The 23,388-nt window shown below is 60.8% G+C and carries 25 protein-coding genes and 1 tRNA gene; 9 read left to right on the plus strand and 17 right to left on the minus strand.

Annotated features, from left to right (window positions below; translation table 11 throughout):
* Positions 1-6: 6 nt before the first annotated feature.
* The 3 genes from TM49_RS09235 to msrA all read right to left on the minus strand — a co-directional run bounded on the left by TM49_RS09235 (position 7) and on the right by msrA (position 3,635).
* Entirely contained in the window at positions 7-1,533 is a 1,527-nt protein-coding gene (locus TM49_RS09235; RefSeq protein ID WP_045680752.1) for an ABC transporter ATP-binding protein, read from the minus strand.
* 223 nt (positions 1,534-1,756) lie between these two features.
* On the minus strand, positions 1,757-2,749 hold the full coding sequence (locus TM49_RS09240; RefSeq protein ID WP_045680754.1) for a BMP family lipoprotein: 993 nt from the start codon (positions 2,747-2,749) through the stop codon (positions 1,757-1,759).
* Between the two features lie 235 nt (positions 2,750-2,984).
* Positions 2,985-3,635 carry a peptide-methionine (S)-S-oxide reductase MsrA gene (gene msrA / locus TM49_RS09245; protein WP_045680755.1) on the minus strand — a complete coding sequence of 217 codons (651 nt, stop codon included), beginning with the start codon at positions 3,633-3,635 and terminating at the stop codon, positions 2,985-2,987.
* 257 nt (positions 3,636-3,892) lie between these two features.
* Between msrA and TM49_RS09250 the strand changes: the two genes are divergently transcribed.
* Positions 3,893-3,982 (plus strand) — tRNA-Ser (locus TM49_RS09250).
* Between the two features lie 141 nt (positions 3,983-4,123).
* Positions 4,124-5,389: a tyrosine-type recombinase/integrase gene (locus tag TM49_RS09255; RefSeq protein WP_045680758.1), complete on the plus strand. Its 1,266-nt coding sequence runs from the start codon at positions 4,124-4,126 to the stop codon at positions 5,387-5,389.
* Here the strand turns inward: TM49_RS09255 and TM49_RS09260 are convergent.
* The 6 genes from TM49_RS09260 to TM49_RS09280 form a co-directional block, all read right to left on the minus strand.
* Entirely contained in the window at positions 5,371-5,670 is a 300-nt protein-coding gene (locus TM49_RS09260; protein ID WP_045680760.1) for a hypothetical protein, read from the minus strand. The two genes, TM49_RS09255 and TM49_RS09260, sit on opposite strands and share 19 nt — an antisense overlap.
* Positions 5,671-6,416: 746 nt before the next feature.
* Positions 6,417-6,815, minus strand: a complete 399-nt coding sequence (locus tag TM49_RS23400) for a c-type cytochrome (RefSeq protein WP_244464825.1) — start codon at positions 6,813-6,815, stop codon at positions 6,417-6,419.
* A complete protein-coding gene (locus tag TM49_RS23875) occupies positions 6,739-7,812 on the minus strand; it encodes a c-type cytochrome (protein WP_244464826.1) in 1,074 nt (357 codons plus the stop codon). The genes TM49_RS23400 and TM49_RS23875 overlap by 77 nt, the downstream gene beginning before the upstream one ends.
* An 11-nt stretch (positions 7,813-7,823) precedes the next feature.
* Positions 7,824-9,428, minus strand: coding sequence for a GMC family oxidoreductase (locus TM49_RS09270; RefSeq protein WP_045680762.1), 1,605 nt, complete (start codon positions 9,426-9,428; stop codon positions 7,824-7,826).
* 30 nt (positions 9,429-9,458) lie between these two features.
* A complete protein-coding gene (locus TM49_RS09275) occupies positions 9,459-9,974 on the minus strand; it encodes a sugar dehydrogenase complex small subunit (RefSeq protein ID WP_045680765.1) in 516 nt (171 codons plus the stop codon).
* Between the two features lie 134 nt (positions 9,975-10,108).
* Positions 10,109-11,053, minus strand: coding sequence for a DMT family transporter (locus TM49_RS09280; RefSeq protein WP_045680766.1), 945 nt, complete (start codon positions 11,051-11,053; stop codon positions 10,109-10,111).
* A 125-nt stretch (positions 11,054-11,178) separates the two neighbouring features.
* Here TM49_RS09280 and TM49_RS09285 point away from each other — a divergent pair, with 125 nt between their 5' ends.
* Positions 11,179-11,664, plus strand: a complete 486-nt coding sequence (locus TM49_RS09285) for an Lrp/AsnC family transcriptional regulator (RefSeq protein WP_045680768.1) — start codon at positions 11,179-11,181, stop codon at positions 11,662-11,664.
* A gap of 12 nt (positions 11,665-11,676) precedes the next feature.
* Here TM49_RS09285 and TM49_RS09290 read toward each other — a convergent pair whose 3' ends face one another.
* Positions 11,677-12,042: a winged helix-turn-helix transcriptional regulator gene (locus tag TM49_RS09290; protein ID WP_201777038.1), complete on the minus strand. Its 366-nt coding sequence runs from the start codon at positions 12,040-12,042 to the stop codon at positions 11,677-11,679.
* 109 nt (positions 12,043-12,151) lie between these two features.
* Here TM49_RS09290 and TM49_RS09295 point away from each other — a divergent pair, with 109 nt between their 5' ends.
* Positions 12,152-13,009, plus strand: a complete 858-nt coding sequence (locus TM49_RS09295; RefSeq protein WP_045680771.1) for an MBL fold metallo-hydrolase — start codon at positions 12,152-12,154, stop codon at positions 13,007-13,009.
* 62 nt (positions 13,010-13,071) lie between these two features.
* Here the strand turns inward: TM49_RS09295 and TM49_RS09300 are convergent, their stop codons facing one another.
* The 5 genes from TM49_RS09300 to TM49_RS09320 all read right to left on the minus strand — a co-directional run bounded on the left by TM49_RS09300 (position 13,072) and on the right by TM49_RS09320 (position 17,888).
* The gene (locus TM49_RS09300; RefSeq protein WP_244464827.1) at positions 13,072-14,268 is read right to left on the minus strand and encodes an MFS transporter; all 1,197 of its coding nucleotides are present in this window, start codon (positions 14,266-14,268) and stop codon (positions 13,072-13,074) included.
* Between the two features lie 167 nt (positions 14,269-14,435).
* Positions 14,436-15,194 carry an SDR family oxidoreductase gene (locus TM49_RS09305; RefSeq protein ID WP_045680774.1) on the minus strand — a complete coding sequence of 253 codons (759 nt, stop codon included), beginning with the start codon at positions 15,192-15,194 and terminating at the stop codon, positions 14,436-14,438.
* A gap of 140 nt (positions 15,195-15,334) precedes the next feature.
* Positions 15,335-15,877 carry a carboxymuconolactone decarboxylase family protein gene (locus TM49_RS09310; protein ID WP_045680775.1) on the minus strand — a complete coding sequence of 181 codons (543 nt, stop codon included), beginning with the start codon at positions 15,875-15,877 and terminating at the stop codon, positions 15,335-15,337.
* A 90-nt stretch (positions 15,878-15,967) separates the two neighbouring features.
* A complete protein-coding gene (locus TM49_RS09315; protein ID WP_045680777.1) occupies positions 15,968-16,786 on the minus strand; it encodes an alpha/beta fold hydrolase in 819 nt (272 codons plus the stop codon).
* 112 nt (positions 16,787-16,898) lie between these two features.
* On the minus strand, positions 16,899-17,888 hold the full coding sequence (locus TM49_RS09320) for a GlxA family transcriptional regulator (RefSeq protein WP_045680779.1): 990 nt from the start codon (positions 17,886-17,888) through the stop codon (positions 16,899-16,901).
* A 100-nt stretch (positions 17,889-17,988) separates the two neighbouring features.
* On the opposite strand from TM49_RS09320, the gene TM49_RS09325 reads away from it, so the two are divergent.
* Positions 17,989-18,780: an SDR family NAD(P)-dependent oxidoreductase gene (locus tag TM49_RS09325; protein ID WP_045680780.1), complete on the plus strand. Its 792-nt coding sequence runs from the start codon at positions 17,989-17,991 to the stop codon at positions 18,778-18,780.
* A 21-nt stretch (positions 18,781-18,801) separates the two neighbouring features.
* On the opposite strand, the gene TM49_RS09330 is transcribed toward TM49_RS09325, so the two are convergent.
* Complete coding sequence (locus tag TM49_RS09330) at positions 18,802-19,200, minus strand: winged helix-turn-helix transcriptional regulator (RefSeq protein WP_045680783.1); 399 nt, start codon at positions 19,198-19,200, stop codon at positions 18,802-18,804.
* A 124-nt stretch (positions 19,201-19,324) separates the two neighbouring features.
* Between TM49_RS09330 and TM49_RS09335 the strand changes: the two genes are divergently transcribed.
* Genes TM49_RS09335 through TM49_RS09345 form a run of 3 tightly spaced genes read left to right on the plus strand, consistent with a single transcriptional unit; the run spans position 19,325 to position 21,435 of the window.
* A complete protein-coding gene (locus tag TM49_RS09335; RefSeq protein ID WP_045680785.1) occupies positions 19,325-20,338 on the plus strand; it encodes a zinc-binding alcohol dehydrogenase family protein in 1,014 nt (337 codons plus the stop codon).
* Between the two features lie 14 nt (positions 20,339-20,352).
* Complete coding sequence (locus TM49_RS09340; protein WP_045685037.1) at positions 20,353-20,661, plus strand: putative quinol monooxygenase; 309 nt, start codon at positions 20,353-20,355, stop codon at positions 20,659-20,661.
* Between the two features lie 60 nt (positions 20,662-20,721).
* On the plus strand, positions 20,722-21,435 hold the full coding sequence (locus TM49_RS09345; RefSeq protein ID WP_045680787.1) for an SDR family oxidoreductase: 714 nt from the start codon (positions 20,722-20,724) through the stop codon (positions 21,433-21,435).
* A 120-nt stretch (positions 21,436-21,555) separates the two neighbouring features.
* Here the strand turns inward: TM49_RS09345 and TM49_RS09350 are convergent, their stop codons facing one another.
* Complete coding sequence (locus tag TM49_RS09350; RefSeq protein ID WP_045685039.1) at positions 21,556-22,452, minus strand: LysR family transcriptional regulator; 897 nt, start codon at positions 22,450-22,452, stop codon at positions 21,556-21,558.
* A gap of 97 nt (positions 22,453-22,549) precedes the next feature.
* On the opposite strand from TM49_RS09350, the gene TM49_RS09355 reads away from it, so the two are divergent.
* On the plus strand, positions 22,550-23,350 hold the full coding sequence (locus TM49_RS09355) for an SDR family oxidoreductase (protein ID WP_045680789.1): 801 nt from the start codon (positions 22,550-22,552) through the stop codon (positions 23,348-23,350).
* The last annotated feature ends 38 nt before the right edge of the window (positions 23,351-23,388 follow it).

A 23,388-nucleotide genomic window follows, 5' to 3' on the forward strand; every position in this document is an offset into this window, starting at 1 on the left:
TCGACCTCAGGACGCTATGCCGGCCATCATCAGGCCGAGTTTCTGTTCTTCCGTCTCCGGCGAGGCCTCGCCGACATTCTCGCCTGCAAACATCACCAGGATGCGGTCGGCAAGCGCACGGATCTCATCAAGTTCCACCGACACCAGCAGTACCGCCTTGCCGCTGTCGCGCATGTCGATGATCCGGCGGTGGATGAACTCGATCGCGCCGATATCGACGCCGCGGGTCGGCTGACCGACGAGCAGGATTTCCGGGTCGCGCTCGATTTCGCGGGCGACCACGATCTTCTGCTGGTTGCCGCCGGAAAAATTGGCGGTCTTCAGCGTCGGGTTTGGCGGGCGGATGTCGTATTTCTCGATCTTTTCCCTGGCATCATCGAGGATTGCCTGTCGGTCGAGCACGCCGGCCTTTCCGTATTTCGGCAGGTTGTGATAGCCGAGAATGGAGTTTTCGCGCTCCTCGAAGGGCAGGATCAGGCCCATGTGGTGGCGGTCTTCCGGGATATGGGCAACGCCGATCTTGCGGAAAGTCGCAGGGTCGGCATGTTCGATCTTCTTGCCGTCAATCCAGATTTCGCCCGAATGCGGCTTGCGGATGCCCGAAAGCGCCTCCAGCAGTTCCGACTGGCCATTGCCCGCAACGCCGGCAATGCCGACGATCTCGCCCTCGCGCACATCGAAGGAAACGTTTTTCACCATCGGCACGCCGCGGTGGTCGTGGACCGTGAGGTTGCGCACCGAAAGCGCGATCTCGCCAGGCTTGGCCTCGCCCTTTTCGACCCTCAGCAGAACGCGGCGCCCGACCATCAGTTCGGCCAGCTCCTCCACGGTCGTCTCCGCGGTGTCGCGCGTCGCTACCATCTCGCCGCGGCGCATGACGGAGACGTGGTCGGTAATCGCCATGATCTCGCGCAGCTTGTGGGTGATGAGGACGATGGTCTTGCCTTGGTCGCGCAGCATGCCGAGGATGCGGAACAGGTGATCGGCCTCAGCCGGCGTCAGCACGCCGGTGGGCTCGTCGAGGATCAGGATTTCGGCGCCACGGAAGAGCGCCTTCAGGATTTCGACGCGCTGCTGCAGGCCGACGGGCAGCTCCTCGATGACGGCATCGGGATCGACCTCGAGGCCATATTCTTCCTCAAGCCGCTTCAACTCCTTGCGGGCCGAACTCACGCCGCGGCCGAGCAGCATGCCGCCCTCGGCGCCGAGCATGATATTCTCAAGCACGGTGAAATCCTCGACCAGCATGAAGTGCTGGTGCACCATGCCGATGCCGGCGGCAATCGCGGTATCGCTGTCGGCGATCGAAAGCGTCTCGCCGTTGATTTTGATTTCGCCGTTATCCGCCTGGTAGAAGCCATAGAGAATGGACATCAAGGTCGACTTGCCGGCGCCGTTTTCGCCGATAATGCCGTGGATCGTGCCCTTTTCCACCTTCAGATTGATGTTCTTGTTGGCGTGAACGGACCCGAAACTCTTGTCGATGCCGATGAGTTCGATGGCGGGGAGTTTGGGGGCGGGCGTTGTGCTCAAGGGCCTGGTAACTCCTGGAAAGAGGAAAGCGCCGTCCTGTGGGTGACGGCGCTGCCGGAGAGCCGCCGGAAGCCTGCCCACCTGCGGGGCCGTCTTCCGTCGGCTATACGACGCACCGCCCGGCCGAAGCCGATTTCCAAGACGATACGCCGGTCTTGCCGCTAGCCACAGGGATGTGGCCGGGTGGAGGGGCGCGCTGGGCGCCCCGCCGCCTATGCCGCCATCAGTAGGGGCAGCTCGAATCGGTCGAGTAATCGTGAACTTCGATATCGCCGGCGACGATCTCGGCCTTGGCCTTGTCGACCGCGGCCATCATGTCTTCGGTGATCAGCGGCTTGTTGTATTCGTCATAGGCCCAGCCCACACCGTCTTCGGCAATGCCGAGGCTGTTGACGCCGGCCTTGAAGGCGCCGTCCTGGCTTTCCTTGAAGGCATTGTAGACGGCGTTATCGACGCGCTTGACCATCGAGGTCAGGACCGAACCGGGGTGAACATAGTTCTGGTTCGAGTCGACGCCGATCGAGTACTTCTCGGCATCGGCAGCCGACTGCAGCACGCCGAGGCCGGAGGCACCGGCAGCCGCGTAGATCACGTCGGCGCCCTGGTCCATCTGGTTCTTGGTGAGCTCGCCGGCCTTGACCGGGTCGTTCCAGGCAGCACCCGTGGTGCCGACGAAGTTGCGCAGGATCTTGACGTTTTCATCCGCCGCATGAGCGCCCTGGGCATAGCCGCAGCCGAACTTGTGGATCAGCGGAATGTCCATGCCGCCGACGAAACCGACCGTGCCGCTCTCGGACTTCATGGCCGCCAGCAGGCCGACGAGGTAGGAGCCCTGCTCCTCCTTGAACACGATCGACTGGACGTTCGGCGCTTCGACGACGTCGTCGACGATGTAGAACTCGGTGTCGGGGAACTGCGGCGCGATCTTCTCGACTGCCGATTTCCAGGCGAAGGACAGCGAAACGATCGGGCTGAAGCCCATCGAGGCGAAGTTCAGGATGGCCTGTTCGCCCTGCGTGTCGCCGGTCGGTTCGAAATCGCGGTATTCGACGCCGGTATCGGCCTTGAACTTCTCGGCACCGTTGTAGCCGGATTCGTTGAAGGACTTGTCGAACTTGCCGCCGGTGCCATAGACGAGTGCCGGCTTGAAATCGGCGGCAAGCGCCGAAGTCGACATGGCGGCAACGGCCAGAAGGCCCAGAATGGTTCTTTTCATATCGCTGCTCTGTTCCCTTAGAGTGAAGCTCAGCGCCCTCCCGTTGACCGACGCGAGGGCGCTCTGCCGGCGTCATCCCGCCGACCTTCCTTCATGGTTGCACGGCTCCGACAAAATTTCATCACAAAATTTACTTCTTGGGCAAAATTCACCGATTCTTTGTTTTCATTCGGCTTTCCACGAAAAAGGGGAGCGCGTTGCTCCCCTCTGTCCGTCGTTGATCGCGCCGCGGCGGCTAGCCGATGGGGCAGGAAACCCCGGTGCCCTTCAGGCCGCAATAGCCGGCCGGATTCTTGGCCAGATACTGCTGGTGATAGTCTTCGGCGAAGTAGAAGGCTCCCGCCTTGGCGATTTCGGTGGTAATCGCGTCAGAGCGGCCACTGGCCTTCAGCGCCTCCTGGAAGCGGTCGCGCACGTCTTCGGCCAGCGCAATCTCGGCATCGTCGTCGAGATAGATGGCCGAGCGGTAGGTCGTGCCGATGTCGTTGCCCTGGCGCATGCCCTGCGTCGGATCATGAGCCTCGAAGAAAATCCTGAGCAGCTCCTCGAGCTCGATCTCGGCCGGATCGTAGATGACGCGGACAACTTCGGCGTGGCCGGTAAGCCCCGTGCATGTCTCTTCATAGGTCGGGTTCGGCGTGATGCCGCCGGAATAGCCTGCGGCCGTGACATAGACGCCCGGCGTGTTCCACAACAGCCGTTCAGCGCCCCAGAAGCAGCCCATGCCGAGCAGCACTTCCTTCATGTTCTCGGGGTAGGGCGGGGCGAGCTTGCGGCCCGAAACGAAGTGATGGGTAGCTGTCGGGATCGGCTCCGAGCGGCCGGGAAGGGCGGTCTCGCTCGTCGGCATAACCGACTTTTCCTTTTTCAGGGTAGAGAAAAACATGCTGTTCTCCTTGAAACGAGCGCGGCGCGTGGGCGCGAAGCCAGCTGCCTCGCCGCAATTGACGCTAACATAAGTATCCGCGCGCCCTGCGACAAGCCGCCACGCTCTTTGCCGCCTGCCGAGCGGCGGCTTGCAGGCGTTTGGAATGGGCTGTCAATCATTTCAGAAATCTGACAGTTTCGGGTTGATCAACGCCGCATCATCGGTATATATCGCGCCGTTCCCGCCGCTCGGTTTCTCCGATGACGGCTCTTGATGGACAGGTGGCCGAGTGGTTGAAGGCGCACGCCTGGAACGCGTGTATACGGGTAACCGTATCGAGGGTTCGAATCCCTCTCTGTCCGCCATGCAATTTTCTAAATCTCTTAGTTTTATCCTTTTAAAACAGCGTGTTGGCTGATATTACGCGAACGCGTAGCCTTATTTACTTCGTTTCCGCTACACAATATGCTACACAATATGCTCCACATTGACTACGGGAGCGTGCGATGTCGCTCATGCGAAGGGGATCAATATTCTATATCCGGCGGCGTGTTCCGGCGCGGTTTGCTGCGGTCGACACCCGCAATGAGATCTGGCTGAGCCTCCACACCGATTCCGAGACACAGGCCAAGGCCAAGGAAGCTTTGATCTGGGCCGAACAGATCGAAGCCTGGGAGGCCCGGCTTGCCGGTGACACTGAGGATGCTGAGCTGCGTTTTCAGGCTGCCACGGAGCTGGCCCAACGCCGTGGCTATCGCTACCTGACGGTAGAGAAAGTGGCCGCACTCCCCAGGGCTGAACTTCTTTCGCGTATCGAAACGGTCGATGCGCAGAGAAGCGAGCCGCAGGAGGCTGCGGCGCTGCTTGGCGGTGTTGCCGAGCCACCTATCACAGTCAAACGTGCGCTGGAGCTTTACTGGCCGCTTGCGCACGACAGGACGATCGGCAAAAGCGAAGAACAACTGCGGCGCTGGCGTAATCCTCGGATCAAGGCCATCCGGAATTTCATCGCCGTTTGCGGAAATCTGCCCATTAAAGAGATCACCGGCGACATCATGCTAGATTTTCGCGCCTGGTGGGTGGAACGCGTAGATGTGGAGGGGCTGACGGCAAATTCCGCCAATAAAGATATCGGGCATTTTGGAGACATCCTGAAAACTGTCAACAAGATGAAGCGACTAGGCCTCGTGCTTCCTCTGACAGACCTTAAGCTGAAGGAAGGTGAAGCCAAAACCAGACCGCCGTTTTCCAATGCATGGATACGCAATGAGCTGTTGCGACCAGGTGCTCTGGATGGCCTTAACCCCGAGGCACGTGCTATCATGCTGGTGATGATCAATACGGGCGCCAGGCCGAGTGAGATCGCTGCTCTGACAACTAGCGAAATCCATCTCGATGCCAAAATTCCCTACATCTCGATCGAACCGATTGATCGGCAGCTCAAAAGCAAGAATGCCCGCCGCCGCATTCCTGTGCTAGGCGTTTCACTTGAGGCAATGCGTGATTTTCCAGATGGATTTGACGGATACCGCATGCGGTCGGCAGGGTTGAGCGGAACCATCAACAAGCTTCTCAGGGAAAACGGTTTGCGTGAAACGCCCGTGCACACGCTCTATTGTCTGAGGCATTCATTCGAGGACCGCATGCTGGCGGCCGGCATTGACGAGCGCATCCGGTGTGATCTGATGGGACATGCACCCAATCGCGAGAAGTATGGTGCTGGCGCGAGTCTGGAGCAGATGAGCCAACTGCTTCAGCCGATCTCATTTTGAGCGAGTAACAACCGTGCACGGCTTACGGCACTGTTCGACGTCTTTTCTTTCTCAAGCTCGATTTCCCGCTCGAGACGCTCGAAAATCGGTACGTAGACCGGGTCCGTGTCGATCAACCTTGCCACAATCATCAGGGCGTCCTCCAGCCGGGCAAGCTCATCCTGCCCCGCAGGCGAGCAGGATGACGGTCGGCGATACTGCCGACCTTCCGTCCCCTGCAATCGGGTCTGCTCTTCCTGTCCCTGCGCCATAGACTCCACGCCCATGCCTTCCTGCGGCATGACTTTCGTGTTTTCTGATGAGCCGAGTCTGACGGGACGGGAAAATTTTATCCATTCCAAAATTCACGCCAACTAACTGAAAATGTGGAAAGTTTCCCAAATTGTTATGAATGATTCGTCGTCGAGCGAGCATTCTGCTTGCCGCCGTTGCAGCACCGTTTTCTGCGGAGCGGACGTGTTGTCTGATCTGCATGAATCGCAGGTCTTCCAAACTCCATCTTGGACGGCTCTCCCATAGCTTTCCGAGAAGCCATCGACCTGCCACCGCTCTTGTCAATTGATGGCGGGCGTCAACTGCGATCATGGACTTTCCGCCCTCGCGCGATCACAGGGGAAGGTCGGTGTCGAGCTCAGGGGGGCATTACAGAAAAAGCTGCGGGATCCGGCGACTTATTTGATTTATTGATGAAGTCATGAGCGAAGGCTTTTTAATATCATTGTGCTTTTCGTCATCCGCGACAATCGCTCCGGCCCATTGCAGGGCTTTTCTCGCTTAGCTTCCGAGTCGCCAGCGGGACAGTAACCAGCGCTGACTGTTGTTTTCCATCTGAAAAAGAGATTCTAACGGTGAGCGCGTTGGTCCGCTGTCGTGTACTTTCGAACAGAGACCACACCTTACAATGAGGCGCGCCTGGCCGGCTCTAGCGTTGCTTGATTTGATCGGTCCTCTCCGGTTGCGCTAGCAGTCTTGATGGAAGAGCACACCGCGAAAGGCTGTGACGTGACCTCCGGACGGCTGAGGCAGTTCAGCCCTGCGACTGTTTTGAGAGGCTTTCATTGTCACGCGCCCGCTTCGTCAGTCGACGAATCACGATAACAAGAAGCAGGCAGACTATGATGGCAGCGGCGCCTGCGGCGAGTCTTACCAGCTTGAGCAGGGGCGATGTGACACCTCCATTTCTCAGTTCTGTGACCCGATGTTGCGTGATGCGTATCTCTGGGTTGCCGAAGGTCGCAAATACATAGTTGGTCAACTCGGCGATCTCCCCATCCTTCAGCGCATCGGCGAAAGGAGGCATTTCCTGACCAGTTTTTGGAAAGAGACCGGCCAGGACGGCCATGGCGACATTATCGGCTGTCGGGCGATGGTTCAGAGCCGCGTTGCCAGACATTGCCGGTAGACCGTTGCGGCCCTCGCCATTCAACTGATGGCATGTCGCGCAGTGATCTCCATAGAGCGTCGCGCCGACAGATGCTGTACCCGCGACCAGAGCAAAGTCCGTGATCACTGATGCCGTTACTGCGGCATTCGTTTGGGGGGGGGGAAGCGTTCATCGGCTGTGGCGCCACATCATGAATGTAGGTTGCGATGGCCGTAATGTCCCTATCGTGGAGTTGGCTAAGGCTGTTGTTGATTGCTTCAAGCATTGGCCCTCCAGCTTGTGACCCGGTCGGCGAGCGACCGGTCGAAAGATAGGCCGTGATGTCGCTAATGGACCAGACGCCTATGCCGTCGATCGGGTCCGAGGTGATGTTGGGCGCGAACCACGTTCCGAGAGACGCTCCAGCAAGCGCCTTACCCTCTTCCTCCGCCATCAGAAAATTGCGTGGCGTGTGGCAGGTAGAGCAATGAGCGAGGCTTTGGGATAAATAGGCGCCACGGTTCCACTCTTCCGATCGCGTCGGGTCATTCTGGAATGGCGCGCCGCGCGCAAAGATAAGGTTCCATGCCTTCATCGTGAACCGGAGGTTAAAGGGGAAGGGAAGCCGGGTCCTACTGGGCTCTTCGTCAACAGGGTCAACGCCATGCATGAAATAGGTGTAGAGCGCCTTCAGGTCATAGTCGGTGATAGTGGCGTAGGAGGTATAGGGCATAGCTGGATAGAGGTTCCGGCCGTCCTTACGCTCGCCATGACGCACGGCTCGATCGAACTCCTCAAGTGAATAGTTGCCGATCCCGGCGGTAGTAGAGGGCGTGATGTTGGTGCTGAAGATTTCTCCCAGCGGCGTGGAAAGCGGTAGTCCGCCGCCAAACGGTTTATCCTTCGTCGCGGTGTGACAGGCTCCGCAGTCTCCAGCGATGGACAGGTACTGGCCCCTGGCCATCAGGGCCGGATCTTCAACGGTTTGGGCGAGGGCCGGGCCCGCGCCAAACGCCAAAGCCGCAATGAACAGACGGGGGAGTGCCTTGGAGATTGTCATCGGTTCCTCCCTCATATCCTGCCGAGGATGGCGTCAGCGATTCTCAGGCTGAGCGCACTCGCCGTCAGCGTGGAATTGGCAGTTGCGACCGTCGGCATCACCCCGGTGGAGGCCATGTAGAGATTTTCGAAGTCCCATGCACGCCCCACGTGGTCTGTCACCGAGGTGCCGGGATCATCGCCCATCGCCAGCGTTCCGGTGATATGTTGATTGTTGCTGTAGGAGCCTGGCTTCGAATAGCGCACATCAGTGGCGCCCAGCATGGAAGCGATATCCGCGTAGGCAGCCAACGAGACCTGCATCCCGCGCTCGACGTAGTCGTCGAAAGAGTAGGAAAAGGCTGGCACGGGCAGACCCAGAGCGTCCTTCTTCGTCTTGCTGAGCATGACGCGGTTGTTCGGGTCTGGAAGCTGCTCCAGCACGTTTTTGATGCTGAACTCATGCGAAGCGCGATAACGGATAGCATCGGCAAGTGCCTGGCCGGTGAGGCCCTCTTTGATTGCTGCTGCCGTCACGGAGGCAACACGTGAGGAGTTGGACAGGTCGATGCGGAAGGCTGCGTGTTCTGATCGGAAAAGACCGTCGCGCATCAGCTGAATCGAAGAAGGGCTCATTGGCCCGCGCCCCGGCCATATCGGCTCATCGACGTAGAAGGTCGCCGAGTTTGACGGGTGATCCATCAAGTTTCGGCCGAGCTGATCATTGTTGTTACATAGGCCATTGGGGAAGGCGTCATCGGCCGACATGAACAGGATTTTCGGGATTTCGATTGCATTGGCGGCAAGCACGAAGACATTGGCTTCGACCCGGTGAGAAGTCTTATCCCAGTCGTAGTAGTGAAGCGCAGTGATCCGACCTTTGCTGTCATGTTCAAGCTTGTAGACCACGGCTTTGGCAACGAGTTTCACGCCGGCGGCTTCGGCGGCGTCTGCGGAAAGGCCGCCGTGATACTGGGCATCAATCGGGCAGATCGGCATGCAATTGTTGTTGCCGCAGCACTGTGGGCGCCCGGCATAAGGCAGGCTGTTCCGGCCGGTCGTATTCGTCAGCACCTCGTATTTGGGCGCGAGGCGGGAGGTGACGCGTTCTTCGAGGTAGGACTTTGCTACGCCCGGCATTGGGAACGGTGCGCTGCGCGGCGAGTATTTCGCCATCTCTTCCGGCCCAGAAACGCCCCAGAGGATCTCAGCTTCCAGATAATAAGACTCAAGGTCATTGTAGGAGATCGGCCAGTCGCGGCCGATGCCATAGGTGGTTTTGATATGAAAATCATTCGGCAGCAAGCGCCAGGCCTGGGCTGCCCAGTGCCAGGTCGTTCCGCCGACGACGCGAATATACTCGGGCTTGTAGGGCTTCGGGCCGATCTGTTCGAGATAACCGTTGTCTGCAGGCTGATAGTCCGGGAAGGGCGCAAATTCCGAGTTTGGGTACGGCGCTATAAAATCGCCCTTACGCGGGGAGCGGCGGAAGTTAGCCACGATTTGGTCGCGCTGAATCCGCGGGCCGGCCTCCAGCATCAATACCTCGCGGCCTGCCAGCGCGAGCTTGCGCGCGAGAAGTGCGCCCACAATACCGGAACCAACTACGACCACGTCCGTAGAATTTGTCTTCGTCATTGGAGAGACTTTCAAACTTCGGTTCAGTTTTCAGGCAGGTTTGTCAGCCCAGCTTCCATAGACGCCGTAGGCGTAACTCGGGGGGCTCAGCACGTCGGCGACAAGCCGGTTGGCAAGCGCCTGCGTATAGGTGACGCAAATCGCGTCGGCACCAATGCCTGCGATGCCTAGATACCAGCCAGTCAGTATTGTACCTGGGAGATCGTCGATCTCCACGTATGCTGGGTCTATCGCGAGTTGGTGTGCCAGATCGGCTGCCAACGGATTTCTTGCAGAGATGAAATCGGCAAGCTTCGAAATCTTGCTCTGGAAAGCCGGATCGGTCTTGGTGAAGGCTACCGACAACGCCTGGGCAAACTCCGGTGACAGGTCGGTTCTGCCAGTCAGGAACTTCGAGACCGAAATGAACTCCTCGTTTGGGCTTGCTTGCGGGGCCTTGGGCCAAGCGGAGAAGGGGAGTAGCGCAATGGCGCCGAGGGTCGCCGCGCTCTGGAGCAGTTTACGGCGACCGGTGTTGATATGGGCAAGCGATTTCTGATGAAGCATGGCTGAACCTTTGAGCCTTCGGTCCTCATGCAATAAAACGCGCTAAAGTCTGCGAATTGTATTTTCCGACGTAAATCCTGCTCGACCTGCATCTCCGCGACGGCGGTGCCGCTGCGGCAACCAAGTGGGGAAGGCTAGGCTTTCCCGGCGCCGCCGGCCGCGCGCACGGCCAGCAGCATGCCGCCAACCACCAGAACAAGCCCTATGGCAAAGGACGGCGTAATGGCATTGCCCAGTATGATCACCGAAGAGACTATACCGATCAGCGGCACGCCCAGCGTGAAGTTCGACATGGCGAAGGCCGTGATCCGACGACCATATTCGGCGGAAATGACGAAGCATGCCGATGTCGCAACCGGGCCGATGAAAAACAACAGCTCAAGCAGTGAGCGATCAAAGCTGATACCGGTCGGCGCGCCTTCCAGCGCATAGGCAAAGCCGCTCAGGGGAATTGTTGCGATCAACATCTGCCAGGGAGCCAGAGACAGGGGCGAGGCAGTCCATTTGTGGCGTCGGATATGCAGAATAACGACCGACCAGCAGATCGCGCCGATCAGCAGAAAGGCGCAGCCGATGAGGGTCTGTGGATCCGACCAGTCCAGTTCGAGGGGCGAACAGATGATGGCAACGCCGACAAGCCCGACGCCAAGCGCGCCCAGTTGCCGGCCGGACGGGGCCTGACGGAACATCAGCCAGCCCATGACAACGGCCCAGAGCGGCGTTGTGTAGGCCAGCAAAACGGCGCGGCTGGTATCTGTGTGGGTCATTGCGACCATGCCGAGCCCGGTAAAGGCCATCATCTGCAGCAGGCCCATGCTGGCGACGATCGGCCAGTCCGGCTTTGGCGGAAACCGCAGTTTGCCGCGCAGCGCCACGAAGACAAACAGGCAAAGCGCGGCACTGCCAAACCGCAATGCAGCGAGCCAGAGCGGCGGCACAACGCCAAGCGCAAGCTTCGTCGCCGGCCAGCTCAGCCCCCACAGAAGCACCATGGCAGCGAGCCAGAGAAACGTCTCTGTTTTCGTGTCACGCTTTCTGACAGGCGGCTTTTGCAGCGTGCAGTCCTGGCACAGGCTCATGCAGATCACTCCGGTTTCAGGAAGCAGAAATTATTCCGGAATGGAAGGAATTTCTCTTCTCAGTTTTTCAATTTTGAAGGAGAATCGGTTATCTGTTTCGATATTGTATGAAAATGAGGGTAATCATGCCGACCGTCTTTCCGGCGCTCGATGCGGCAAGTCTGCGCATCCTTGACGAGCTCCAGCGCAATTCGGAAATCAGCAATGCCGAGCTTGCGGAAAAGGTGGGGCTTTCCGCGTCGCCATGCTGGCGGCGTGTTTCGGAAATGCGCGCAGCCGGCATCATCCGTGGGGCGGTGACACTGGTTGATCCTTTGAAACTTGGCCTTGCCGTCAATGTCTTCGTGCATGTGACGCTGGCCAGACAGGACAGGGAAACGCTGGAGGTTTTCACCAGCGCGGTAAGCGGACGCCCCGAGGTGATGGAATGCTATCTGATGACCGGCGAGGCGGATTTCCTGCTGCGCGTCGTCATCGAGGATCTGATCAAATATCAGGCCTTCGTGCTGGAATGCCTGACGCAGATCCCCGGTGTGGCCAATATCCGCTCGAGCTTCGCCCTTGATCAGGTCAAATATACCACCGCCCTGCCGACAGGGCATCTGCGCTGAGAGCGGGCGGGGTCACGCCGTCAGCGCGTCTTCGCGATAGCGGCTGCGCGCGGCGTCCACCTGATCGCCGAACTGCTCTGACCAGGCGACAAGCGCGAGGACCGGCGCCTCGATCGAATGGCCGAGCTGCGTAACCCTGTATTCAACGGCAAGCCGCCCTTTGGTGAAGACGTGGCGCTCCACAAGGCCGTTCATTTCAAGCCGTCTGAGGCAGGCCGCAAGGCTTTTCTGCGAAACTGCGGGCAAGGCTCTTCGCAGGGCATTGAAACGTGCCGCACCGCCACTGTCGCACAGCGCTCCAAGTGCCGGAACGGTCCATCTGTCCGACAGGATGTCGAGTAATACCCGGGTGCGGTCGAGTTCGATGGCGTTGCTCACAATGGTTACCTCCACTGCACCTGATGGCATGAAGGTGCGTAATTTACATCAGGTTTCCGTTAGATACTATAGATGCGATCTGAATTTTTCGCATGATGGAGACTGAAGAATGGATAGTGTTGCCGATACGCGCCCCGATGCCGGTTCCGCCGCGATGCAGCTTGGCGAAATGGAGGTTCAAGCCCTCAGGGATGGCTGCTTCGAGCTGCCGGCAAGTTATATGCGGGCGCCGGACGTCGTGCCGGACGAGGTGCCGGACGCCGGGGATGGCCGGATGATGCATCTTGATGTCAACGCCTTTCTCATCCGCACAAAGAGCGAGAACCTTCTGGTTGACACCGGCGGCGGCTACCGGCTGGAGAAAGACGCCAACCGGTTGTTGCCGGCGCTGGCGGCGGCAGGGCTTGCGCCGGGCGATATCGACACCGTGCTCATCACCCATATTCATCCCGATCACACCAGCGGGCTTGTCGGAAGGGCGGGGGAAGCGATCTTCCCGCGGGCCCGCGTCAGGGTGCACCGCGATGAACTGGCCTTCTGGCGCAGCAGCGAGAATGCGTCCCGTGCGCCTGACGGGCAGGCGTTTCAGTTTCAGTGGGCGGTGGAGGCCTTTGCACCGTATGACGGACGGATCGACGTCTTCACAGAGGGCCCGGTTCTTCCCGGCATCCGCGCCATATCGCTGTTCGGGCATACGCCGTTTCACAGTGGCTTCGTCATCGATGGCGGCGACCGGCAGCTGCTGATCTGGGGGGACTGCGTGCACGACATCGGTCTGCAGGCGGCACGGCCGGAGATCGGTTTTGCCATGGATATGGATGCCGCAATGGCCGAGGCGGCGCGCCGGAAGGCCTTTTCCATGGCCGCCGATGACGGACTTCTGGTTGCCGGAATGCATGTCGCGTTTCCCGGTTTCGGAACAATCAGCAGACATGGCACGGGCTTCGTCTTCAAGCCGGCGGTCTGACCCTTTTGAAATGAGACGGCGTGCCCGGAACGGCTGACCGTGCCGGGCACGCCGGTCGGGCGTCAGGCCCTGCGGGCGAGAGAATATTCGATCGCAAGGGCAATGACCTCGGCGAGGGCTGCGGCAATGGCGATGCCCCAGACGATCTGCCAGGAGAGTATTTCGGCACCGGCAGCACTGCCGATCGAGAAGCCGAGATACATGGTCGACGTATTGAGCGCTAGCGAGACCGAAGCCTGCTGCGGCGGGCCGGCAGCAATCAGCCGCGCCATCTGGGCGGGGAAAAAGGACCAGACGCTGAACCCCCACAGCGCGATGGCCGCCAGAACCGGCACCAGGGCGAATTGCGCCGGCAGCAGCGCCGAAACCGCCATGACCGCGAAGGCGACAGCCAGCGCCACGAGCGAGCCGGCGACGACGTGGTTTGAGCCGAAGCGGTCGTTGAGCGTGCCGCCCACCGTCACGCCGATGGCGGCGGCAATGCCCCACATCGACACGGTGGCGCTGATGCCATTGGCGGAAAGGCCGAGGATATCCGTCAGATAGGGCGCGATATAGGGATAGGCGGTATAGGCGCCGATCGACCAGAACAGCGAGACCGAAAGCAGTCTCAGAATTGCCGGTTTGCGGAAAACGCCGAGCCGCTCGGACAGGCTGGCAACGGCAATATGCATGCCGGCATTGCCGGCAATGCCGCTGAAAATGCCGATGATCGCGACACAGCCCATCACGGCCACCGCCAGAAACGTGGCGCGCCAGCCGAAGGCATGGCCGACAATGGCGCCGAGCGGCAGGCCAAGCGCGATGGCAATCGTCATGCCGCCGCTGACAACCGCCAGCGCCCGGCCGCGCATTTCGGGTCTGACAATGACCCCGGCCAGCCCGTTGGCGCCCGGAACGTAGAGCCCGGAGGCAATGGCCATCAGAATACGGGCAAGCATCAGCATGGCGAAGCCGGAGGAAAAGGCGGCAATGAAATTGCCGGCGGTAAAGATCAGCATGGCGACGATCAGGGTTTCCCTGCGTCTGAGCCGTGCCGTCAGTACGGTGGAGATCGGCGAGCTCAGGGCCATGACCAGCGTGAAGACCACGATCAGAAGCGCGGTGGCCGGTACGCTCTTGCCGAAATCGGCGGCAATGCGCGGTAGCAACGGTGCGATCATGAACCCTTCGGTCCCGATCGCGAACGTGCCGAGCGCGAGGAAATAGGCCGGAATGAGCGACGATGGCGCCTCGGCCGGTTTGGTTTGCTGCAGCATGAGGAGTTCCTTCATCGCGCGCAATACCCGGCAGTGCGCGCGATGCGCAAGCGGGCTGGCTTATCTGGTCCGGGGCCTGCAACCTTCGGTCAAACAAGCGCGCTACACGGGTTAAACGGTCCTGAGCGCCACGCCCCCGGACGGGCGCATGGTGCTCGGCACGATCATCAGACGGGAATGGGATTGGCGATCATTTCGGCGTTGAAGCCGTTGACCATGGCGTGCTCGCCAATGCCCGGATTGTCACGGATGGCGCGGATTTCCTCGACGAAAATCTCCTCGTCATCGCTGGCCAGTCCGGCCATCGTCTTTTCGATGAACACTTCGAGCGGCATGGCGCGCGGATCGCCGCTCTTCTTGATCAGGTCGGTATCCACCCATGGCGGTGCGATTTCCTGAACACCGACATTGGTGTCGCGCAGCATGAACCGCTGCGACATCGCGTAGGAGTGCAGCGCTGCCTTGGATGCCGAATAGACGGCGGTGACGGCGAGCGGCACATAGGCCAGAACCGAGGTGTTGTGGATGATGGTGGCGCGCGGCTGGCGCTTCAGGTGCTCGATTAGCGCCGAAGTCAGGCGGATCGGGCCGAGAAGATTGGTGTCGATGATCCGGCGCGAAACGGTGTCGTCGATTTTGACCGCAGGGTCGTCAAACGGCATGATCCCGGCATTGTTGATCAGAACATTGAGACGCGGATAGGCGGCGACAAGCTCCGCAGCCGTGTCATGAATGTCGGCCGGATCCGTGATGTCGAGTGTGATACCATCCATGCCAGGATTGGCGGCGGTCACCTCGTCAATCAGCGCTTTTCTGCGTCCGGCGATAATGACCTTGTTGCCGAGGGCGTGGAAGGCTTCGGCCACCGCCCGGCCAATGCCCGATGTGCCGCCGGTGATGAAGATGGTGTTGTCGTTCATGTTCATGGTAGTTCTCCTTTTTTAAGGTCAGCCCGTCCCGTGCCGCGACCGGACCAGCCGGAAGGGCATCAAGGCATTGTGGTTGTGAAATCGGGGTAGGGGTGGACGGAGCCTCGGGCTCCGTCCTTCATCGCGTCGTGCGGGGCTCAGGCAGCCATGCGCTCGACCTTCGGAAAATCGAGCGTCGTGCCGACGATGTTGTTGACGCTGTTTGTCAGGATGCTGACAGCGACATGCGCAATGGTCTCGAGAATTTCGGCGTCGGAGACGCCGTAGGCGCGGGCGGCTTCAAGCGCCGGCGTGGCGTCCTGGCCATGGGTGGCATTGATCGCGAGCGCAAGCTCGAGCACTGCCTGCGCATGGCCGTCGGATGAACGCCCGGCCTGTGCGGCGGCGCGGTCTTCGGCGCTGACGCCAGCGGCGCGGGCAGCGCCCGTATGGGCGGCGAGACAGTAATCGCAGCCATTGGCGGCGGCCACGGCGATGGCGATCAGTTCGCGCGTCGCGGCGGGCAGAACGCCCTTGCGCAGGGTGGCGCCGGAACCGGTATAGACATCAAGCGCCGCCGGTGCGTTGGCCAGCACGCGATAAAGATTGGGCACCATGCCCATGGACGCCTTCGTCCTGGCGAAGATCTCGGCCACATGCGGTGTGATCTGCTCGTCGGTAAGCGGTTCGATTGCAGACATGTCATTCTCCTTGTCATAGGGCGGTTCGCGATCTTCCCGGAAAGGAATAAGAGCGCCGCCGTCGGGTTAAAAGTGCGGCAAAAGAGCGTTTCAGCCTTGTAGGAAGCGCTCAATTTCAGCGACGAAGTCATCGATCTCCTGAAACAGGAAGGCGTGGCCGGCATCGGGATAGAGCAGCAGCTTGGCGTCGGGGGCTGTCTGGGACAGCACATATGAGCGATAGGCGGGGATCATCACGTCATGCGCGCCATTGGCCACCAGAACCGGCAGTTTCAGTTCACGCGCCCGGTGCAGGATGCCGGGCCAGGCCGAAATTGCCTTCACCTGTCTGACGAAGGATTCGGCGGTGACCCTCGGACCGCGCGCCCTCTGACCGAGGACACGGGAAAGCGACGCCCGGCCGGCAGAGACGGCGCAGTCCGTCTCGGGATAGAACAGGAAGAGGAAGTCATCTTCCCCGTTTTCCGGCCGGGTCATGACCGACGCCACGCGCGGATGCGGTTGCGGTCCGTCGGCGATCGGGCCCGGGCTGGAGCCGGCAACGATCAGCCGGCGGACCATGTGCGGAAAATCAAGTGCGAACTGCTGCGCGATGGCGCCGCCGAGCGACCAGCCGAGAAGGTCGATCTGCGCGAGGTTGATCGTGACGAGAAAATCAGCCGCCACCGCCGCCATGCCGGCCACCGTTTCCGGGACCTGGCCACCGGAACGGCCAATACCGGCGCTGTCGAAACGGATAACCCGGCGATTGGCCGAAAGTCCGGTTATGAAGGCTGGGTCCCAGTCGTCCATCGTGCCGCGGAAGCGCTGGAACAACACCAGCGGCAGGCCGCCTTCGGGACCGCTGGCCTGCCAGGCGATCCGGCCGTGGCGGGTTTCGGCATGGCGTATCATCGGGGTTGTCGTCATCTGTCTGTCTCCTGAGGGCCGCCCCTTGGGGATGGCTGCGATGACAGAGAGATAGGCGCGAAGGCTTTTGTCTCAAAAGACGTATAAGCGTCATTTCAGGACATTGGCGCCGTCATACCGGTGTCGCGGGTTGGTTTCGGGGGGCGGCCGTTCCGGTGCCAGCCTCGCCCTCCACCATCTTCAGGCTGCGCCTGAGGGCCTGTGGCGGCTGGCCGAAGAAGCGGAGAAAGGCGCGGCGCATGCGATCGCGATCGGCAAAGCCGGTATCACGGGCGACAGTGTCGAGGGGATGGCGGCCATCCTCCAGCATGATTTTTGCGGCTTCAAGACGCAGCCGCTCGACCGCCTTGGCCGGTGACTGACCGGTTTCCTCACGGAAGATGCGGCTGAACTGGCGCGGGCTGAGCGAGGCGGCGTCTGCCAGTTCCTCCACCGTCAGCGGGTTCTTCAGGTTTTCGCGGGCATAGACCAGAGCGCGGCGTATCCGGTCGGAGCGGGGTTCGAGATCGAGCAGGGCGGAAAACTGCGACTGCCCGCCCGGACGGCGGTGATAGACCACCAGATTGCGCGCGACGGCGCGGGCGAGGCTTGCCCCGTGATCATCTTCGATTAGCGCCAGCGTCAGATCAATCGCCGCACTCATGCCTGCCGATGTCCAGATGTTGCCGTCGCTGACGAAGATGCGGTCGTCATCCACTTGTATATGAGGGAAGCGTTCCTGCAAGCTGCGGGCATGATACCAGTGGGTGGTGGCGATCCGACCGTCAAGTAGTCCCGCCTCTGCCAGCACAAAAGCGCCGGTACAAAGGCCCGCGACGCGGCGCGACTGCGCCGCCGCAGCGATGAGATAATTTTCCAATCCCTTCGAGATGCTGCGCGGTACCAATTCCCCCACCACCATAAGAGTGTCCGGAAAGTCCGAGAGCGGCTCGGTTTCAATTTTGATGCCGAGGGAGGAGCGAATTGTCCCGCCTTTTTCTGACATCACGGTCAAGCGGTAGCCGTTCTCGCCCAACGTTTGATTTGCAAACTCGAAGGCGGAAAGGGCCGCCATTCCCATGATCTGGAAGCCATCTTCCAGAATGAAACCAACATGCTGCACAACGTGCTCCGTTATGTCTCTAATTAACGCTTATATGACATTTGAGACATTGCCTTAGATCAGTAGCCTATCATCGTCAACCAACCCGAAGGAAAGACCCATGACCACAGCACTCATCACCGGCGCATCGTCCGGCATCGGCGCCATCTATGCCGATCGTCTTGCCGCCCGCGGCGAAGACCTCATTCTCGTTGCCCGCAACGCGACCCGCCTCGAAGCAATCGCCGACAAGCTGAAGACCCGTTATGGCGTCAGGGTCAGCACGATCGCTGCCGATCTGGCCAGCGCCGGCGGTCTCTCTGCGGTCGAGTCTGTGCTGAAGACCGATGAAACCATCGCCACCCTGGTCAACAATGCCGGTTTTGGCAGTGCCGCCCCGCTGGTATCGGCCGACGTCGATGAAATGCAGAATATGGTGGCGATTAACGTGACGGCCCCAATGCGCCTTGCCTATGCCGCCGTGCCGGCCTTCCGCGCCAGGGGCACGGGAACAATCATCAACATTTCCTCGATCGTTGCCATCGGACCGGAAGTCCTCAACGGCGTTTATGGAGGAACCAAGGCCTTCATTCTGGCTTTCAGCCATTCGCTGCGCAAGGAACTTGAAGATACCGGTGTCCGTGTGCAGGTTGTCCTTCCCGGCGCCACCGGCACAGAGTTCTGGGACATTGCAGGCCTTCCGGTCCGAAACCTTCCCGAAGAATGGGTGATGACCGCCGATGATCTGGTCGATGCCGCGCTAATGGGGCTGGACCGCGGCGAATATGCCACCATTCCCTCGCTGCTTGAGGCGGGACAATGGGATGCATGGGAAGCGGCCCGCGCCACCATGATGCCGCATCTTTCGAGCGCTGTGGTTGCCGAGCGCTATCGCCAGCAGATCGAGGCCTGATCGCGGTGGGGGGACATGGTCTCAGGCGTTTACCCGCTGTGTTTCGTTTGCTCGTTCGCGCGGATCGTGTCCCTTCGGCTTTCCGAACAGGCTGATATTGGCGTCCCCCCAACCTTTAAGCGACAGCAGGATGGGCTCCATGGTTCGGCCCAGCTCGGACAGCGAATACTCCACCTTCGGCGGCACCTGCGCATAGACGGTGCGCACGATCAGCCCGTCTTCCTCGAGCTCGCGCAGCTGGTTGGTCAGCATGCGCGGCGTGACGTTGACGATATGTCGGCGGATCTCATTGAAGCGCAGAGTGCCGGACAGAAGGTGAAACAGGATCACGGATTTCCATTTGCCGTCGATCAGACCGATCGCGGCTTCGACTGAACAGCCGGGGCTGCAGTCAAAACGGGAGTGGCGGGCCTTGGCCATGTCTTGCTCCTTAACAGTATCCAAAACGATACTATGTGCGTTCGTTGTGCGTATTGGCTCGATAAGAAGTTAATAGCATTTTGAAAGCACCGCAAGTTTTTGGTCAACAGCAAGGAGACAAGCTATGAAAGCCATTGGATACAAAAAGCCCGGTGCGATCGATCGTGACGATGCACTCATTGACATTGAACTGCCCCGCCCGAAAGCGACCGGGCGCGATCTTCTGGTCGAGGTTGCGGCCATTTCGGTGAACCCGGTCGATACCAAGATCCGCGCTGGCGCCACGCCGCCGGAAGGCGAATACAAGGTGCTCGGCTGGGATGCCGTCGGCCGTGTGGTCGAAACCGGTCCAGATGTGAAGAGTTTCAAGGTCGGTGACGCTGTCTATTATGCCGGTTCGCTGATCCGTCCCGGCGCCAACAGTCAGTTCCATCTGGTTGACGAGCGCATTGTCGGACACAAGCCGACAAGCCTGACCAATGCCGAGGCCGCGGCCCTGCCGCTGACGGCGATCACCGCATATGAAATGCTGTTCGACCGGCTCGACATCGCCCGCCCGGTTCCCGGCGCGGCCAATGCGATCCTGATTGTCGGTGGCGCCGGCGGCGTTGGCTCGATTGCCATTCAGCTTGCCAGGGCGCTGACCGACCTGACGGTCATTGCCACCGCATCGCGGCCGGAAACCGTATCCTGGGTCAAGGAACTCGGCGCCCACCATGTCGTCGATCACTCAAAGCCGATCGCCGAACAGGTCGCAGCACTGGGCATCGGCGGGCCCGCCTTTGTCTTTTCGACCACGGAAACCCACCGTCACTTGAAGGAGATCGTCGAGGCGATCGCGCCGCAGGGCCGTTTCGGTCTGATCGACGATCCCGATGGGCTCGATGTCATGGCGTTCAAGCGCAAGGCCGTTTCCACGCACTGGGAATTCATGTTTACCCGCTCGATGTTCGAGACCGCCGATATGGACGCCCAGCAGAAGCTGCTCGATCATGTTGCCGAACTGATCGACAGCGGCCGGATCCGTACCACGGTCACCGACATCCTGTCGCCGATCAGCGCCGCCAATCTGAAGAAGGCCCATGCGATCATCGAAAGCGGCAAGGCACGCGGCAAGATCGTGCTGCAGGACTTTTGAGCGGGAGCACAATGATGACCACAGGTTCAAAGGCCGAAGTGCATGTCGTGGCAGTGCTGAAGGCCAGGCCGGGCAAGGGCGCGGCACTGCTGGAGGCGCTTGAGGCGATCATTCCGGCGGTCCGCAGGGAAGATGGCTGCATCCGCTATGAGCTGACCGTTGACCGCGCAGATGCGGATCGCGCCGTCATGCTGGAAGTCTGGCGCGATGAAGCCGCGCTCGGCCGGCATGAGACCGCCGCCCCGTTTGTCTCGCTCGCCGCCTGCTTCGATGAACTGCTGGCAGAGCCGGTCGCCCTGCTGAAACTTCAGCACCGCATGTGAAACGGTACCGGCCATGTCTGACAGGGCATGGCCGGTCGTCCACACCCGAAAGGACAGATCATGACATCTCTTGAAAATGCCCGCGTACTCGTCATCGGTGGCAGTTCCGGCATCGGTCTTGCCACGGCCCGTGCTGCGGCTGCTGCCGGCGCCGAAGTCGTCATCGCCTCGCGCTCGGCGAAAAAGCTCGAAGCCGCAAAACAGGATATGGGCGTCAATGTTACGACAGCCGTGCTCGACATCACCGATGCCGAGGCGCTTGAAGCCTGGTTCGGCGCCGCCGCCTCGTTCGACCATATCGTGGTTTCTGCCGCGCAGACGCCGACCGGTCCGGTGCGCAAACTCGCACTGGACGACGCCCGCAAGGCCGTCGACAGCAAGTTCTGGGGCGCCTATCAGGTCGCCCGCGCCGCCCGCTTCTCCGAGCGGGGAACGCTGACGCTGGTCTCCGGTTTCCTCAGCGAGCGGCCGTCGGCAAGCTCGGTCCTGCAGGGCGCCATCAATGCGGCGCTGGAGGCGCTGGCCCGTGGTCTGGCGCTGGAACTGTCGCCGGTGCGTGTCAATACCGTCTCGCCGGGGCTGATCGATACGCCGCTGTGGAACGGTCTTGGCGACGACGGCCGGACCGCCATGTTCGACAAGGTTTCGAAGTCGCTTCCGGCAAAGACGGTCGGCAAGCCGGAGCATATTGCCAACGCGGTTTTATTCCTGATGACGACGCCGTTCGCCACGGGATCCAATGTCCGTGTCGACGGCGGCGGTGCGATCGGCTGACGCCCCGGTTTTGGCCGCCTGGAGCGTCTGGCGAAGACGTGGTGACCCGTTTTCGATAACCCGATGCGGCAAAACAGGGAAGCCAGACCATCGGGCGATGCGGATTAGTCGCCCGATAATTCAGGGCGGGACCGCGCGCAGCACCGCGATGAAGGCTCTCAGCCGCGCCGGAACCAGCCGGTGGCCGGGATAGTAGAGGCTGAGCCCGGGATAGGACGGGCACCAGTCGTCAAGCAACAGCCGCAGCGCACCGGTTTCAAGGTGCGCTGCGGCAATGCGTTCGGGCACATAGGCAATACCAAGGCCCGCAAGCGCGGCCCGCGTCATCAGTTCGGTGCGGTTCAGAACCAGCCTGCCTTCCGCCTCGATCCGGATGACCTCGCCATTTCGGCCAAACTCCCACTGCTGGGGTCTTCCAGCCGGTGTACGGCTTGCGATCAGGGCGTGCCCGGTCAGCTCAGACGGTGTCTGCGGCGCGGCGTGCCCCGCAAGATAGGCGGGGGCTGCGACCGTAACCATGCGCGAGGGACCGCCGATCTTCACGGCGACCATATCCAGCGGCACGGCTTCTCCCAGGCGAAAGGCCGCGTCATAGCCCCCGGCGACGATGTCGGTGAATTGCGGTTCGGCAACAAGGTCGAGCGTGACGTCGGGAAAGCGTTGCAGAAAGGCCGGCACGGTGCGCCGAAGCAGCAGCGCGGCCACCGTCTCCGAGGCGCTGATCCTGAGCCTGCCGCGCGCCGTATCGCCGGCACTGCCAACCTCGTCCAGAGCATCGTCAAGGCCTTCGAGCAACGGATGCACGCGTCCGGCAAACCGCTGACCGGCCTCCGTCAGCGCGACGCTGCGCGTCGTGCGGTTGAAAAGGCGCACGCCAAGCCTTGCCTCGAGATCGCGGATCATGTGGCTGAGCGTCGAGGGACCGATATCCAGTGCCTCGGCGGCCGCTCTGAAGCTCAGATGACGCGCGACGGCAGCAAAGGCACTCAGCTCGGCAAGCGTTGGACGTTCATTCATGGCCATTTCACCATCAGTTCATGCCGGATTGATGCGGTTATCAAACAAGAGTGCCGGGCCTATTTCAAGCACACACACGAAAGCCAAGGAGCAGAAAATGCGTGATACATGGTTCATAACCGGTGTGAGCAGCGGCTTTGGCCGCGCCATGAGCGAACAGGTGCTGGCATCCGGCGGGCGCGTGTTCGGCACGGTGCGCGAAGCCTCGGCAATCGCCGATCTGCAGAAGCGCTACCCGGACCGTTTCCGCCATGCGGTCGTCGACATGGTCGATGGCGATACGCTTGAAGGCGTCGTGGCCGATGCCTTTGAGGCCTTCGGCCGCATCGATGTCGTGGTCAACAATGCCGGCTATGGTCTTTTCGGCGCGGCCGAAGCGCTCAGCGACGCCCAGATCCGCCACCAGATCGATACCAACCTCGTCGCGCCCATTTTGATCACGAAGGCGGCATTGCCGTATCTGCGGGCGCAGGGCGGCGGACGGATCATCGCGGTGTCAAGCTATGGCGGTCAGGCGACCCATCCCGGCGCATCGCTTTATCATGCCAGCAAATGGGGGCTGGAAGGCTTCTTCGACGCGCTGGCGCAGGAGGTGGCGGCGTTCGATATCGGTGTGACGATTGTCGAGCCCGGTGGCGCGCGCACTGGCTTCCGCAGTGCCGCCGGAGCGGGGCTTCCCGATGATATCGCCGACTATGCGAAATCGCCGGCCGGCATGGTCCGCAAGGTGCTTGAAAATCCCGGTCACGAACCTGCGGGCGATCCCGACGCCATGTCGGCAGCGATCATCGCTTCGGCGGATCAGAACCCCGCGCCGCTGCGTCTTGTCCTGGGCGACGATGCCCGTGGCTTTATCGAAAAGGCCCTGAAAGCCCGGCTTGCGGCGCTTGATGCCTGAGAGCGGCGATGACGGTCCGCTGTTGCGGACCGTCATCG

The sequence above is a fragment of the Martelella endophytica genome (assembly GCF_000960975.1).
Taxonomy (GTDB): Bacteria; Pseudomonadota; Alphaproteobacteria; order Rhizobiales; family Rhizobiaceae; genus Martelella; species Martelella endophytica.

What these genes read in the sequence shown, in the direction of transcription:
- TM49_RS09270 (WP_045680762.1), bottom strand. Translation starts at nt 9,428, where the DNA reads ATGACGAAGACAAATTCTACGGACGTGGTCGTAGTTGGTTCCGGTATT.
- TM49_RS09330 (WP_045680783.1), bottom strand. Translation starts at nt 19,200, where the DNA reads ATGGCCAAGGCCCGCCACTCCCGTTTTGACTGCAGCCCCGGCTGTTCA.
- TM49_RS09345 (WP_045680787.1), top strand. Translation starts at nt 20,722, where the DNA reads ATGACATCTCTTGAAAATGCCCGCGTACTCGTCATCGGTGGCAGTTCC.
- TM49_RS09275 (WP_045680765.1), bottom strand. Translation starts at nt 9,974, where the DNA reads ATGCTTCATCAGAAATCGCTTGCCCATATCAACACCGGTCGCCGTAAA.
- TM49_RS09300 (WP_244464827.1), bottom strand. Translation starts at nt 14,268, where the DNA reads ATGCTGCAGCAAACCAAACCGGCCGAGGCGCCATCGTCGCTCATTCCG.
- TM49_RS09315 (WP_045680777.1), bottom strand. Translation starts at nt 16,786, where the DNA reads ATGACGACAACCCCGATGATACGCCATGCCGAAACCCGCCACGGCCGG.
- TM49_RS09325 (WP_045680780.1), top strand. Translation starts at nt 17,989, where the DNA reads ATGACCACAGCACTCATCACCGGCGCATCGTCCGGCATCGGCGCCATC.
- TM49_RS09310 (WP_045680775.1), bottom strand. Translation starts at nt 15,877, where the DNA reads ATGTCTGCAATCGAACCGCTTACCGACGAGCAGATCACACCGCATGTG.
- TM49_RS09280 (WP_045680766.1), bottom strand. Translation starts at nt 11,053, where the DNA reads ATGAGCCTGTGCCAGGACTGCACGCTGCAAAAGCCGCCTGTCAGAAAG.
- TM49_RS09305 (WP_045680774.1), bottom strand. Translation starts at nt 15,194, where the DNA reads ATGAACATGAACGACAACACCATCTTCATCACCGGCGGCACATCGGGC.
- TM49_RS09260 (WP_045680760.1), bottom strand. Translation starts at nt 5,670, where the DNA reads ATGCCGCAGGAAGGCATGGGCGTGGAGTCTATGGCGCAGGGACAGGAA.
- TM49_RS09295 (WP_045680771.1), top strand. Translation starts at nt 12,152, where the DNA reads ATGGATAGTGTTGCCGATACGCGCCCCGATGCCGGTTCCGCCGCGATG.
- TM49_RS09240 (WP_045680754.1), bottom strand. Translation starts at nt 2,749, where the DNA reads ATGAAAAGAACCATTCTGGGCCTTCTGGCCGTTGCCGCCATGTCGACT.
- TM49_RS09350 (WP_045685039.1), bottom strand. Translation starts at nt 22,452, where the DNA reads ATGAATGAACGTCCAACGCTTGCCGAGCTGAGTGCCTTTGCTGCCGTC.
- msrA (WP_045680755.1), bottom strand. Translation starts at nt 3,635, where the DNA reads ATGTTTTTCTCTACCCTGAAAAAGGAAAAGTCGGTTATGCCGACGAGC.
- TM49_RS09255 (WP_045680758.1), top strand. Translation starts at nt 4,124, where the DNA reads ATGTCGCTCATGCGAAGGGGATCAATATTCTATATCCGGCGGCGTGTT.
- TM49_RS09340 (WP_045685037.1), top strand. Translation starts at nt 20,353, where the DNA reads ATGACCACAGGTTCAAAGGCCGAAGTGCATGTCGTGGCAGTGCTGAAG.
- TM49_RS09285 (WP_045680768.1), top strand. Translation starts at nt 11,179, where the DNA reads ATGCCGACCGTCTTTCCGGCGCTCGATGCGGCAAGTCTGCGCATCCTT.
- TM49_RS23875 (WP_244464826.1), bottom strand. Translation starts at nt 7,812, where the DNA reads ATGACAATCTCCAAGGCACTCCCCCGTCTGTTCATTGCGGCTTTGGCG.
- TM49_RS09335 (WP_045680785.1), top strand. Translation starts at nt 19,325, where the DNA reads ATGAAAGCCATTGGATACAAAAAGCCCGGTGCGATCGATCGTGACGAT.
- TM49_RS09355 (WP_045680789.1), top strand. Translation starts at nt 22,550, where the DNA reads ATGCGTGATACATGGTTCATAACCGGTGTGAGCAGCGGCTTTGGCCGC.